The 14,145-nt window shown below is 40.4% G+C and carries 11 protein-coding genes and 1 pseudogene; 6 read left to right on the top strand and 6 right to left on the bottom strand.

Annotation, left to right across the window (positions count from 1 at the left end; translation table 11 throughout):
• Positions 1-7: 7 nt before the first annotated feature.
• Complete coding sequence (locus tag ACT3S9_RS04255) at positions 8-361, top strand: cupredoxin domain-containing protein (RefSeq protein WP_441836060.1); 354 nt, start codon at positions 8-10, stop codon at positions 359-361.
• Positions 362-998: 637 nt separating this feature from the next.
• A complete protein-coding gene (locus ACT3S9_RS04250) occupies positions 999-2,135 on the top strand; it encodes a PQQ-dependent sugar dehydrogenase (protein ID WP_444750765.1) in 1,137 nt (378 codons plus the stop codon).
• Positions 2,136-2,571: 436 nt separating this feature from the next.
• Here the strand turns inward: ACT3S9_RS04250 and ACT3S9_RS04245 are convergent, their stop codons facing one another.
• The 4 genes and pseudogenes from ACT3S9_RS04245 to ACT3S9_RS04230 form a co-directional block, all read right to left on the bottom strand.
• Positions 2,572-3,948, bottom strand: coding sequence for a Na+/H+ antiporter NhaC family protein (locus ACT3S9_RS04245; RefSeq protein ID WP_444750764.1), 1,377 nt, complete (start codon positions 3,946-3,948; stop codon positions 2,572-2,574).
• Between the two features lie 146 nt (positions 3,949-4,094).
• A pseudogene (pbp4b, locus tag ACT3S9_RS04240) lies at positions 4,095-5,183 on the bottom strand (penicillin binding protein PBP4B); the annotation flags it as partial.
• Between the two features lie 26 nt (positions 5,184-5,209).
• Positions 5,210-6,178: an IS30 family transposase gene (locus ACT3S9_RS04235; RefSeq protein ID WP_086959932.1), complete on the bottom strand. Its 969-nt coding sequence runs from the start codon at positions 6,176-6,178 to the stop codon at positions 5,210-5,212.
• A gap of 83 nt (positions 6,179-6,261) precedes the next feature.
• Positions 6,262-7,623 carry an N-acetylmuramoyl-L-alanine amidase gene (locus ACT3S9_RS04230; protein ID WP_444750763.1) on the bottom strand — a complete coding sequence of 454 codons (1,362 nt, stop codon included), beginning with the start codon at positions 7,621-7,623 and terminating at the stop codon, positions 6,262-6,264.
• 494 nt (positions 7,624-8,117) lie between these two features.
• Between ACT3S9_RS04230 and ACT3S9_RS04225 the strand changes: the two genes are divergently transcribed.
• Together ACT3S9_RS04225 and ACT3S9_RS04220 are read left to right on the top strand one after the other, a co-directional pair.
• Complete coding sequence (locus tag ACT3S9_RS04225) at positions 8,118-8,963, top strand: MurR/RpiR family transcriptional regulator (protein WP_441835131.1); 846 nt, start codon at positions 8,118-8,120, stop codon at positions 8,961-8,963.
• Between the two features lie 208 nt (positions 8,964-9,171).
• Positions 9,172-10,014 carry a carboxylate/amino acid/amine transporter gene (locus ACT3S9_RS04220; protein ID WP_444750762.1) on the top strand — a complete coding sequence of 281 codons (843 nt, stop codon included), beginning with the start codon at positions 9,172-9,174 and terminating at the stop codon, positions 10,012-10,014.
• A gap of 9 nt (positions 10,015-10,023) precedes the next feature.
• Here the strand turns inward: ACT3S9_RS04220 and ACT3S9_RS04215 are convergent, their stop codons facing one another.
• On the bottom strand, positions 10,024-10,992 hold the full coding sequence (locus ACT3S9_RS04215) for an IS30 family transposase (RefSeq protein WP_086959932.1): 969 nt from the start codon (positions 10,990-10,992) through the stop codon (positions 10,024-10,026).
• Positions 10,993-11,152: 160 nt separating this feature from the next.
• Here ACT3S9_RS04215 and ACT3S9_RS04210 point away from each other — a divergent pair, with 160 nt between their 5' ends.
• Positions 11,153-12,379, top strand: coding sequence for a glycerophosphodiester phosphodiesterase family protein (locus tag ACT3S9_RS04210; RefSeq protein ID WP_444750761.1), 1,227 nt, complete (start codon positions 11,153-11,155; stop codon positions 12,377-12,379).
• A 49-nt stretch (positions 12,380-12,428) separates the two neighbouring features.
• Positions 12,429-13,163, top strand: coding sequence for a dienelactone hydrolase family protein (locus ACT3S9_RS04205; protein ID WP_444750760.1), 735 nt, complete (start codon positions 12,429-12,431; stop codon positions 13,161-13,163).
• Here the strand turns inward: ACT3S9_RS04205 and ACT3S9_RS04200 are convergent.
• On the bottom strand, positions 13,160-14,071 hold the full coding sequence (locus tag ACT3S9_RS04200) for a LysR family transcriptional regulator (protein WP_441835127.1): 912 nt from the start codon (positions 14,069-14,071) through the stop codon (positions 13,160-13,162). The two genes, ACT3S9_RS04205 and ACT3S9_RS04200, sit on opposite strands and share 4 nt — an antisense overlap.
• Positions 14,072-14,145 lie beyond the last annotated feature (74 nt).

Here is a 14,145-nt window from a genome sequence, read left to right as displayed (position 1 = left end):
AATCACTATGCTGATGATTAATATACTAGGCGCCTTGTTAATAGCCGCAATTATTTACTGGTTTTGGTTATATAAGCCTCAACAAGTACAAAGCACTAATAATAAAATAACCATAACGGTAAATAACGGCGTTTATTCGCCTGCACACATTAAAGTGGCTGCTAATAAAGAAGTAGAGCTGACTTTTAATAGACTAGACGGCACTCCGTGTGCCGAAACGGTTATATTTCCAGCACTCGATATAAGTAAAACGCTGGCCATGAATGAAAATAACACCGTAAAACTACCCGCACTTCAAGCGGGGGAGTACGCTTTTCATTGCCAAATGCAAATGTACAAAGGCACTTTATTAGTATCATAAAGTGAAACAACACTAAAAATAAAAGTGGCTTGGCGTGTAAAAGTAAGCTTAAGGGACGCGATATGAATCAATTAAACCTGATTAAAAATAGCAGCCAAAGGAAAGAGTTAAGCTTTGTTTTCACATATCAAAGTTTGTAGTAAAAGCTGCTGATACTAGAGCGTTTGCTTTTTAAATCTTTTCACAAGTATTACGTTTAACTTCTTCCCCCGACATCACGCTGTAAAAAAAGCAATGGATGAGTAATTTATAGATAAAATCAAAGCTGTATAATTGCCATTAATTATAATTTAAAGAGTATAGCGTGATGCTCGGGGTGCAATGATAAAGTCCAGAGTCTTAGCGGCCCCTCCTTGACTACCGTCGTCAGTGCGAAAGCCTCAAGCAAAGCTAATTAACAGGATCAAGTTAAAAAAGAGTATGGCATTTCACGTTTCATTTTCGCAAAGTGAAGCAAAATTAAACCTCCAATAAGCCGTCAATAAAAACGCTGAATCAAACGACTCTAAGCTCCTGTTTTCTGGGCTTATCTTATATTTTTTCGTAGGTATGTAGTGACACATTACTTAATGTTGGTAACAATTTTGTTTATAACAAGCTACCCTAATGCCATCACCTTTAATAAATTGGAGTTATCATGAAAAAGTATTTTTATACCAGCTTGGTCTTCGGTATTTTCGGTTTTAGTTCTTTTCAGGCCAACGCCCAGCCCAAACAACCTATGCCCGTTGCCGCAAGTGCCGATAAGTACGAGCTTGAATTAGTTGCCGAGGGGATTCAAATTCCTTGGGGCATGGCTTGGCTTAACGAACAAGACTTGTTAGTAACTGACAGAGCCGGCAAACTTAGAATGATCCGTAATGGCAAACTGTTAAAGCAAGCTATTAAAGGTGTACCTAAAGTACATGCTGAAGGCCAAGGAGGCTTATTAGATATCGAGCTTGACCCTAACTTTAAAGACAATGGCTGGATTTACTTTTCATACTCGGGCTATGAAGGTGATGAGGAAGGCTACAATACCTCAATCATGCGTGCGAAGTTAAAAGATATGCAATTAACCGACACACAGCTATTGTTTGATGGTGCCCCCAACACCACAACGACTAAACACTACGGTTCTCGCATTGAATTTGATAAAGATGGTTACCTGTATTTTTCAATTGGCGACCGCGGTGAGCGAGATGTTCATCCGCAAAGCTTAGAATACGATGCAGGAAAAATACACCGTATTAATAGCGATGGCTCGATTCCAAAATCAAACCCGTTTGTAAATCAGCAAAACGCGCGCAATAGCATTTATTCGTATGGCCACAGGAATCCGCAAGGCATGGCGATGCATCCTAAAACGGGCCAAATTTGGAGCCACGAACATGGGCCTCGTGGCGGTGATGAAATCAATATTATCAAGTCTGGGGCAAACTATGGCTGGCCGGAGATCACCCATGGCGTTAATTACATTGGCACTAAAATAACAGATGAAACAAGCCGAGAAGGTATGGAGCAACCGGATTGGGTGTGGGTTCCTTCTATCGCTCCTTCTGGTATGGAATTTGTTAATAGTGAGAAATATCCACAGTGGCAGGGTCATGCCCTTGTCGGTGCGATGAAGTTTGCTCACTTAGTTTTAGTTAAGTTAGATGGCAATAAAGTAACAAGTCATAGCAAACTATTTGAAGGTGCAGGCAGAGTGCGTAGTATCTCTACCCACCCTAACGGTGATCTATATCTCGGAATCGACGGAATGGGGGTTTATCGGGTGGTGTCTAAAAGCTAATTAACCACCAAAACCTTATATTAGCGGGCTTGTCCCGCGCATATAAGTTACGATTGGAGCTGAAATTTCGCGACTAAAGTCAGCTCCTACGCTTTATAAAAAATCAAAAATAGCTTTAGTCTAGGTCAGGGTTTATCCTGATAATGATGTTTAAAATATAACGATTCGCCACTTCAAACCTTTCTGCTTTTTGGGCTAAAGCTCAAGTTATAAGTTAGTTTACCAATAATGTCTAGGTTTAAAATTGGCTTTGATTTCAGCTTTAAAAACACGATATAGAATCGAGCCTACGCGGCGCTCAATGATGATTAAACTTTTATAAATCAGATCACATAAAAATAATATTGGTATAACTGCAATTCACAAAAAAACCTGCAAGTTTGCAGGCTTTTGATTTTCTAACTTGCTAGCTTTGCTCTAGCTAACTCACATCTATCTACAGCACAATAATACTCGTTACTAAGTATGCTACAAACGTTAAGCTACCAGCGAACAAGGCATATGGCATTTGTGTTTTAACATGGGTAAGTAAATCACAGCCTGAAGCAATGGCCGACACCGCACTGGTGTCTGATATTGGTGAGCAGTGATCACCAAATACACCACCACCTAAAATAGCTGCAATGACTAATGAAGGTGGTAAGCCAAGCGCTTGAATAAGTGGTACACCAATTGGAATTAAGATAGCGAATGTCCCCCAAGACGTACCCGTAGTGAATGAAATGACGCCGCCGGTAACAAACAACACCGGTACTACGAGGTAAATAGGTAAGTAATCACCCACTAGCCCCGCTACAAAATCACCGGTGCCTAAATCTTTTAAGCTTGCACCTAAGGTAAGTGATAGCAATACAATAGCGACCAGCGGCAGTAATTCGCCCATCCCCTTAAAGCCAATATCAACGAGTTTGTGGTGAGTGAACTGGCGTGCAGTAACCATTAAAAAATAAGCCACTACACAAGCTAAGATAGTTGCATAAAGTACAGATTTAGAGCCACTACCATTGGCAATATCGCCATCACCAGTCCAGAACATAAAGCCAACCATACTGCCTATTAAAGTTAATAGCGGCATAAGCATAAAACGTGCTTTAGTACCTTTAACTTCTTCTTGCAGTTCAGTTTGTTGATGCTCTAATTGCTCTTCGGCTTTTTTTAAGGGGCCGTGTACTTTGTCAAATGAGATTGTATAAAAAACAATAAGTAAAGTGATTATCGCATAAAAGTTATAGCCTATGCTGCCCCAAAGCACCGACACTGCGGACTCTGACATTTCATAGTTACCTAATAAACCAAGAACGTATGCGCCCCAGCCATTAAGTAAAATTAAAATACATACCGGCGCACTGGTACTATCGATAATGTAAGCCAAACGAGCGCGGCTCATTTTAAACTTGTCAAACAGCCCACGAGATAAAATACCCGCGGTTAATACACTTAAGTTCGACTCGATAAACACCGCAATACCAGAGAACATAGTTAAAAAGCCAACTTGACGCTTACTTTTTGCCACGCCTTTGTTCATCAACATATTAACCGTTGCTGCTACACCACCTGATTCACGAATATAGGCAAGTAACGCACCAATCAAAATACTAAAAATAAGTATACGACTATTACCCGGAGAACTTGCGACCGCGACCACTCGCTCAATCGTATTAATAAAAGTATAAAAAAGCGTATTTCCGTCGCCTTGTAACGCAAGTAAAAACTCTGATGAAGTAACGGCGACTAGCAGTGCCATAATTACTTCTTTACGCCAAAACACGATAATTATCGCAATAAGCGGTGGCAAAATAGAATACCAAGACATAAAAAACCTTTTTAGTGCAGCCTATTGGCGCTGTTATAATTATTATTGGCTTTTTTAATAACCAAAGCCAGAATAAGTCCACTAGCTTAATCAGTTCCGTAATAAACTCAACTTAATTCGACTAGTAGTTTTAATTAATGATTTAATTAGTGGTTAAGTAACGCTTCGTAAACAAGCGAAATTATAGAACCGTATTTACCGGTTTCAAACTTTTTACCTGCAAACTCATAATGTGTTTCATCACCTTCAATAGAGCTATGGCGTGCATTCGTGAGTAATATAATCGCGAGGTCATAAGCAGGATCAATCACAGTGACAGTACCAGTCCAGCCAGTATGACCATAAGCTTCAGGGCTCGCATATGGGCCAAAGTGCCATTTAAGAGCCTGGTTACCTGCGCGACGCCAACCCAAACCATAGGTTTCATCATTGGGTTGCGCAGCAATAAACTGCTCGATTACTTGCGGGGTAAACAGTTGCTTTTTGCCATAGCCACCACGGTTTAAAAGTACCTGAGCAAGTACTGATAAGTCCTGTGCGGTACTAAATAACCCAGCATGCCCTGCTACACCCCCTAGAGCATAAAAAGCTTTTTCGTCATGCACTTCACCTTGCAGTACATCAGTACGGACGTTATCAAATAATATTCGGCCACCGCGGGTATTGCCCATTAACTCCGTGGCAGCAATATATTTTTTAGTCACCCCTTTTTGCAATGGATTATACATAGTATGCGTAAGCCCAAGCGGCTGATAAATTTGCCCTTCGACGTAGGCATCTAGCGGCTGACCAGAAAGGCGCTCAACAAGTACGCCTAATAACATAAAATCGATATCTGAGTATAAGTGCTTTACATTACGCCCTGCAACAAAGGGCACACCGGTTAATAATAGGTTTTTAGTGCGTAAGCTATTTTGTGAAAAGAACCGTTCGCCAAACTTATTGTCCTTACGATGAAAATCAACCACCGCGGGGTAGCCTGCACTGTGAGTAAGTAAATCTTTGACTAAACGCTGTTCGCGACCGGCACCTCGAAACTCTGGTAAATAATAAAAAAGAGGTTTATTGACATCAAGCTTACCTTCGCTGACAAGCTTCATAAGCGCAAAGTTAGTCGCAAACATTTTAGAGTTTGAGGCAATATCAAATAGCGTATCGCTTTGCATTTTTTGTGGGTTAGCGAGTAATGAGCCATCAGCATTGTATTTTTTAGCATCCCCATAATGGCTTAACTCTTGAATTCAAGTATTAAGTGCAATCATTATGCAGCCACCAGAACTTCTGATTGCCCCGTAAATAATTCATGAGGGGTTTTATACCCTCTTGTTTTTCTTGGCCGATGGTTGAGCTTATCAACTGCCGCCTGTATCTCTGCTTCACTTAGCGCCATAAAGTCAGTTCCCTTGGGGAAGAAGCGTCTAAGTAAGCCGTTGGTATTCTCATTTATGCCCCGCTCCCATGATGAATAGGGATGAGCGAAATACACATCAGCTTCTAATTTTTGTGCAACATGCTCATGGTGAGCAAACTCTTTTCCATTATCTAACGTCACGGTAATAACCTTACCTTTATATGGTGTCATACACGTGATCAGCGCATCGGCTGTTATTTTCGCATGCTTGCTTTCAATTCTGTGAACGACTGTATATAACGTTTTACGTTCAACCATTGTGACAAGCGCATTTTTACGCCCTTTACCTATCACTGTATCGCCCTCCCAATCACCAATCCTAGACTTTGAATCCACAATACTTGGGCGTTCATCAATGCTGACTCGATTAACTATCTGTCCACGTTTATCATAGCTTCCATAGCGTTTTTTATACTTTTTACATGCACGAGTGAGTGTCTTATGTAGCTTGCCACCACGAGCCTTGTCTCTGTAAATATATTGATAAATTGTTTCATGATGTAAAACGACCTGTTTCTCTAAAGCTAAGCGGCCTGCCACTTGCTCAGGGGAAAGTCCGTCATGCAACAATTTATTAATCCAGTGAGTGACGTCCTCTGTTAACTTACTTGCTTTGAAAGATGACTTACGTCTTTGTTCAGCAAAGTTATTGGCTTGGTTAGGCCGATAGCCTTTAAGTCCTTTATTGCGTTTTAGCTCTCTAGAAATAGATGACGGTGAACGAGTTAGTTCTTCAGCTATCTGCTTTTGGTTATTTCCTGCTTTTATTAACGCGTAAATCTGGTATCTTTCTTCTTGTGTCAGCTGTTTATATTTCATTAAAGCAATTTCCTTTGGCGAGAAAATGGCCGAATTATAACAGCTGGCCATCTAATCTGAGAAATTGCACTTATTATCCGAATTTAGGACTTTATTAATTGACCATCTTTAACGACTGCAAGAACTGCACCTGGGAAGCCCTCGGCAACCTCTTTATTGATCAGTTTATCAACTTCACTAAAAGACGTTTTATTTACAGCTTTGGTATTAAGGGTTGGGTAAGGAAAACGTAGTGTTAAGCTTGCACCCTCAGGACGTATATTTTCAACTTTAAAAGTGTTAATGCCATCATGAGTGCGTTTTTTTAAGCTGTATTGATATATTTTTTTCGCTTTAAGTGGCTTAGCTATATTGATTTTTTCGCCATTAATGAAAATTTCACCACTCGTTGCATTGTTGTTCTCAATAATGATTTTCCCACGGCCTTTATAGGCTTTAAACGTACCACGGTCATTAACTAGCTTACGTGAACTTGGATTGGCCGTAGGCACTTTTACAACAACTTGCGCATTAGCGAGTGGCTCAACGACAGGCTCTGGAGCTTGTTGCTGTTGTTGATAATCAGCCATTAACTTAGCTGCTTTTTTAGGAAAATATTTTTCCATCAAAGCAAACAGTACTGACGCACTTCGCGCATCAGCGTTACCGCTTACATGCCACGGTAGAAAGTGCATTTGAAACGCGCTTAAGGTATCGAGGGTTTGTGGGTCAAGTTGGTTCGTCACGTGAATATCATAACCATAGCTACGTAGCGCTTTTTGCATCAAGGCAACTGATGGTGTTGATAAACTAAACTGTTGCCAGTATTTATCTACTGTTTCGCTGTCATACCATGCGCCAACGCCGGCTTCATAAAGTTGATACCATGGGAAACGAGGACCCGGATCATTTTTACGTGTTGGCGCAATATCTGAATGACCAACTACTTGAGTTGGGCCAATATCAGGATTACGAGCCAAAATATCTTTACTCAACTCAATCAGCAGTTCAACTTGCTTAGTGTCAAAATCTGGGAAAACACACAGCTTAGAGGCATCATTTTCCATGTAAACAGTAGGCTTAACTTCAGGGTAATGACAAGTAGGCACATTAACGATTTCAATACCGATGGATTGATCGTTTAAATCTTCACGGCCTTGCCAAAAGCTTTTTCCTGCATGCCATGCTCGATCGCGCTCATCAACTAACTGAATAACTTTTAGCTCATCATCAGGGTAACTGTCGTCGTTTGACTCTGGTAATAAATAATGGGCGCTCAAGCCGCCTTCCTCAACTAATACTCGCTCTGACTTTTCATAGTCGATAGCCGTGTAGTGCATTACTAAAAACTTTATACGATGGCTATAGTTAGCCGACTGAGTAAACTCATAAGGCGTTGAAGCACAGCTTACAACCAGTGTTGTAGTTATTATTAAACCAGCTTTTTTTAACCAAGATATAAACATTATTGTCTTCTCATTACACAATCGTCAAAGTAAAAACATTAAATAGCGAGCGACTATTTAGTTGAAACAGGAAATAGATAAATTTTATACGTATATTTACTATACTAACTTTAAAGCAAGGATATAACTATTGGTTACACCACCACTATCACTAAAAAGCAAAGCTCCTTTACATGACAGTAACACAGACAAAAAACATGTAAATATTTTATTTTTAAAAAACAAAGTGTATAGGATATTTTATACCTAGAGTGAGTTATTAATACCTCGGTTGAATACAAAGGTATTCTTTTATTTACCCTCAGTAGTTGTAAGTCCATTAATTAGTTATTATATTATTCCTAGCTCTTAAATAACTATTCCTACAAATAAAAAAAGTAATTTACTTAATTATCAGACAGGTAGACTTTAAAAACGAAGAAGAACCTAACATCGGTATAAAGCCATTTGGAATAATGATATAAATATTAAAATTACATAAATAAGCGAGTAATATGTCTACATTTGTCAAAATAAAAGCCTTACGCCAATCACTTTCAAGTAGCGAGGCTAAACTAGCAGATTTCACATTAAACTCTGCTAACGCCATTAGAAACTTATCTTCAGTAGAACTTGCAAAGGTTGTCGGCGTGAGCCAATCGAGCGTAGTTAAATTTTCTCAAAAGCTTGGCTATAAAGGTTTTCCAACCTTTAAACTTGCCGTAATTGACGCGCTTAATAATGAAACCACAGAACCAAAATTACATGGTAAAATCACTTTAAGTGACTCATTAGAACAGATAGCTGAAAAACTATTAAGCAGCAAATTAGCCGTACTCACTGAAACCAAAAACTTGAATGAAGCCCCTGCTATTGAACAGGCAGTAAGTTTATTAAAAGCATCAAAACGCGTACTTATATGCGGCCTAGGAGGCTCTGCACTTGTATCGAAAGATTTCTCTTATAAGCTGCAAAAGCTTGGCATGCCCGCAGTGGCAGAGCCTGATGGTCACGCACAACTTGCTTACGTATCAACCTTCAGCAAGGGGGATTTAGTTATCGCAATTAGTGAGTCAGGGGTTACTCGAGAGATTGCTGAAGTTGTGAAGCAAGCGAAAGAAAATGACTGCCATGTTATTTCTGTAACTAAGTTTGGTAATAGTCCTATTGCCGATCAAGCAGATGTAAGGCTTTATTCAGTCGCTGAAGAAGAGTCAGTTCGGTTGTCGTCTATTTTAGCCCGCACAGCGCAGGATTTTGTAATTGATATTTTATTTATCGCGCTCACACAATCAAGCCGCCAAGGTCGTAAGCTACTTGAACACTCAAACGATGTAGTAAGTGACTTTAGAAATAATTGAATTATCAGTTAATGAAGACCATCCCCATTGGTCTTCATTCTATATCTATATGGCCTTCTCCAATTTGTTATTTTAACAAAGGAATAACTATTTTTTGCAATCAACGCCTTGTTTAAATCGCTTTTAATTCTAACTGAACTCGCATCTTGAGGTGCTTAGGGTATATAGTCAGCTTTTATTAAAAATATTTAGAAGTATTAAAATTATAATGACCTATCTTTTTTCAGTTACCCTGCTTTGGGCTTTTTCGTTTAGTTTAATTGGCGTGTATTTAGCTGGGCAAGTTGATGCCTGGTTTAGCGTATTAATTCGCGTAGCACTGGCGACACTGGTATTTTTACCATTTTTAAAATTAAAACATATTCCCAAAGCTATTATTATTAAACTCATGCTGATTGGCGCAGTGCAGCTTGGCGTAATGTATAGCTTTTACTATCACTCATTTTTATACCTAAGCGTACCTGAAGTACTGTTATTTACAGTAATGACGCCGCTATACATTGCTCTTTTAAATGATGCGCTTGAACGACGTTTTAACCCGCAGTCTTTATTTGTTGCACTACTCGCTATTGTTGGTGCTATCGCCATTCGATATGAAGGAGTAGATGAAAACTTTATTTTTGGTTTATTGCTAGTACAAGCCGCCAACCTATGTTTTGCTATTGGGCAAGTCGCTTATAAGCGCTTAATGAGTAATAGCGTAATTCCCCAAAAAGCCGTGTTTGGCTGGTTTTTTATCGGTGCGCTAATTGTTGCGAGTATTTGTTTTACGCTATTTGGTAATACAAACAAGTTGCCAAATACGCTTACACAATGGGGAGTTTTAGTTTACCTTGGCACTGTTGCATCAGGACTGGGTTATTTTGCCTGGAATAAAGGCGCCACACTTGTCAATGTCGGCGGGCTTGCCGTAATGAACAACTTACTGATCCCTGCAGGTATTTTAGTCAATGTACTGATTTGGAATCGTGATGCCGACCTTTTAAAACTCAGTGTTGGCGGAGCTATTATTTTACTGGCGTTGTTATTAAATCTTGAATTCAAGTATTAAGTGCAATCATTATGCAGCCACCAGAACTTCTGATTGCCCCGTAAATAATTCATGAGGGGTTTTATACCCTCTTGTTTTTCTTGGCCGATGGTTGAGCTTATCAACTGCCGCCTGTATCTCTGCTTCACTTAGCGCCATAAAGTCAGTTCCCTTGGGGAAGAAGCGTCTAAGTAAGCCGTTGGTATTCTCATTTATGCCCCGCTCCCATGATGAATAGGGATGAGCGAAATACACATCAGCTTCTAATTTTTGTGCAACATGCTCATGGTGAGCAAACTCTTTTCCATTATCTAACGTCACGGTAATAACCTTACCTTTATATGGTGTCATACACGTGATCAGCGCATCGGCTGTTATTTTCGCATGCTTGCTTTCAATTCTGTGAACGACTGTATATAACGTTTTACGTTCAACCATTGTGACAAGCGCATTTTTACGCCCTTTACCTATCACTGTATCGCCCTCCCAATCACCAATCCTAGACTTTGAATCCACAATACTTGGGCGTTCATCAATGCTGACTCGATTAACTATCTGTCCACGTTTATCATAGCTTCCATAGCGTTTTTTATACTTTTTACATGCACGAGTGAGTGTCTTATGTAGCTTGCCACCACGAGCCTTGTCTCTGTAAATATATTGATAAATTGTTTCATGATGTAAAACGACCTGTTTCTCTAAAGCTAAGCGGCCTGCCACTTGCTCAGGGGAAAGTCCGTCATGCAACAATTTATTAATCCAGTGAGTGACGTCCTCTGTTAACTTACTTGCTTTGAAAGATGACTTACGTCTTTGTTCAGCAAAGTTATTGGCTTGGTTAGGCCGATAGCCTTTAAGTCCTTTATTGCGTTTTAGCTCTCTAGAAATAGATGACGGTGAACGAGTTAGTTCTTCAGCTATCTGCTTTTGGTTATTTCCTGCTTTTATTAACGCGTAAATCTGGTATCTTTCTTCTTGTGTCAGCTGTTTATATTTCATTAAAGCAATTTCCTTTGGCGAGAAAATGGCCGAATTATAACAGCTGGCCATCTAATCTGAGAAATTGCACTTATTATCCGAATTTAGGAATAAGTACTTTAATAGAAATGCCATAAATGAACCGTAAACTAGAATAATGAGGCTTGGCTGTGGGTTATTTATGAAGTTATTAGTTTGTACGTTATTTATCATATTGCTGAGCGCCTGTAGCCAAACGTCAAAAAGTACCAACACTCAAGTAGGTACGCGGCCTTATTACCTTATCAACAGCATGCAACAAAGTGCCCTTAAAACACAACTACAAGCATGCAGCGAGGGGCCTTTTTATCGTACTGACTTTTCGGTAGCTCACCGCGGTGCCCCCATGCAATACCCTGAACACACAAAAGAATCCTATATTGCAGCAGCGCGAATGGGCGCAGGTGTTTTGGAGTGCGATGTAGCCTTTACGAAAGACAAAGAGTTGGTTTGTCGACATTCGCAATGTGATTTACATACCACCACCAATATTTTAGCCGTACCTGAACTTGCAGCAAAATGCACCGTGCCATTCAGCCCTGCCAAAAACGGCCAACCCGCTCAAGCAAAATGCTGCACCAGTGATATTACTCTGGCTGAATTTTTAACGTTAAAAGGTAAAATGGACGGCGCGAATAACCAAGCACCCACAGTCGCTGAATATTTAAATGGTACGCCCAGTTGGCGTACAGATTTATACGCAAGCAATGGTACATTAATGAGCCATAAGCAAAGCATTACCCTATTCAAACAGCTGGGCGTAAAAATGACCCCTGAGCTTAAATCACCACAAGTACCCATGCCGTTTAATGGCTTTACTCAAGCACATTATGCACAGAAGATGCTAAATGAATACTCAGAACAAAACGTGCCGAGTGAACACGTTTTCCCGCAATCATTTAACCTTGATGACGTAAAATATTGGATCAAAAACAATCCAGAATTTGCAAATAACAGCGTATATTTAGACGGTCGCGACGAAACAGCGAATATTGTTCCTAATAACCCCGAGACCTGGCAACCGAGTATGGCAGAGCTTTATGCTGACGGCGTACGTATTCTTGCGCCACCAATTTGGATGCTATTGGCTGTTGATGACAATCAAAAAATCATACCATCAAAATACGCACTTGCTGCTCAAGAAGCCGGGCTAGAGCTGATTACGTGGAGCCTTGAACGTTCTGGGCCACTTAATAATGGCGGCGGTTATTATTACCAATCAATCGCTGATGTGATAAATAACGACGGTGATATAATGACGGTGGTTGATGTACTAGCAAAAGATGTGGGAGTGATGGCGATATTCTCAGACTGGCCTGCAACGGTAAGTTATTACGCCAGTTGTATGAATATGCCAAACAGTGAGTAATACGTAATGCTTTGCTATGATAAGCTAATTTTTCCTCTAAAGGCGCATTATGATTATTCAGCACCAAAGCCATGATATCGAAACAGCAACGGGTACTATGCGTACCAGTGTTTATCGCCCTCAAGCAGACGGCCAGTTCCCGGCTATAATTTTTTACTCTGAGATTTTCCAGCAAACCGCCCCCATTGCACGCAGCGCTTCGATTTTAGCCGGTCACGGTTTTGTAGTGTTCGTACCTGAAGTGTTTCATGAGTTAAATCCTATTGGAACTGTGCTTGCTTACGACGATGAAGGTAAAGACAAAGGCAATGCGGATAAATGGGCAAAGCCACTTGAATCCCATGACAGTGACACCCAAGCGTTAATCGACTTTGCACAAACACAAAACTATTGTACTGGCTCAGTGGGTGCAATGGGCGTGTGTATTGGTGGGCACTTAGCTTACAGAGCCGCTCTAAATCCTGCAATTAAAGCGGCATTTTGCTTATATGCTACAGATATTCACAGTGATACTTTACCCGCGGGAACTGGCAATAATTCGTTCGAACGTATGGCTGATATCCAAGGTGAAATTCACCTTATTTGGGGTAAACAAGACCCCCATGTACCAAAAGAAGGCCGCGCTAAAATCTATCAGCAAGCAGTCACAACGGGCATTAACTACCAATGGCAAGAAGTTAATGCCCAGCATGCCTTTATGCGTGACGAAGGCGAACGTTACGACCCCGCTCTGGCAATTTCTATGTATCAGCAAGCGGTGGCGTTATTTTCTCGAACGCTTTAAAGCCTAGTGCTGACTAATTGCTTAGCAAAATAGGCTTTAAGGAAATCAATCAATACGCGGAGTTTTTTGCTACCTGCTGCACCTGGCGGAAAGACTCCATATAACTCAATATCTGGGGTTTGATAATCAGCTAATATTATAGCCAGCTTACCGTTTTGTACTTTTGGCCAAGCATCGTAAAGTGGTACTTTTGCTATGCCGTGACCCGCTTCGACAAAAGCAGTGCGTGCAGCTGCATTATTGGTACTAATAGAGCCTTTAAGGTCGACGCTATAGCTTTTATGGTCTTTATTAATAGTCAACGCTCGGCTACTGCGCTGATAAATAACCCATTGATGCTTTGCAAGTTCAGCTGGTATTGTTGGTTTTCCTGCACGGTTAAAGTATTCAACCGAGCCACATAAGCAAGTTTTGAGTGTAGCAAGCTTAGTGGCTTGTAAGCTCGAATCATCAAGTGCGACTCCACGAATAGCTAAATCAACACCTTGCTTGATAATATCAACGACTTCGTCCGTTAGCGCTAAATCAATATCTATTTTAGGGTAAATAACTTTAAACTCATTTAGCGCCGGCACTATTAGCTCAAGCCCGACGTTAACCGGACAACTGAGTTTAATGAGTCCTTCAGGTTCATTTTTAATATTTTCTATTTGCAGGTTAGCGGCCTCAGCATGTTCGGCAATTAATCGACAACGTTGATAATACTGGCTTCCGGCTTCTGTCAGCGTCATGGTGCGCGTTGAACGGTTTAATAAAGTAACATGCAGTTGCTTTTCGAGTTTTTTTAGATGATAGCTCACTACAGCGCGCGATAAACCCAATTGCTTTGCTGCTGCGGTTAGGCTGCCTTGTTCAACAATCTGCGCAAACACCACCATACTTTTAAGCTGTTCAAATGATACTTTCATACTTACCTCAACAAATTCACAACTAATTGTATCAATAATTAAACCAATGTAGTTAAATTTATCTGCGTTGTTAG

Source organism: Pseudoalteromonas sp. AOP31-A2-14 (assembly GCF_052378035.1).
Classification (GTDB): Bacteria; Pseudomonadota; Gammaproteobacteria; order Enterobacterales; family Alteromonadaceae; genus Pseudoalteromonas.
This window is presented reverse-complemented; position numbering and strand designations above follow the sequence as displayed.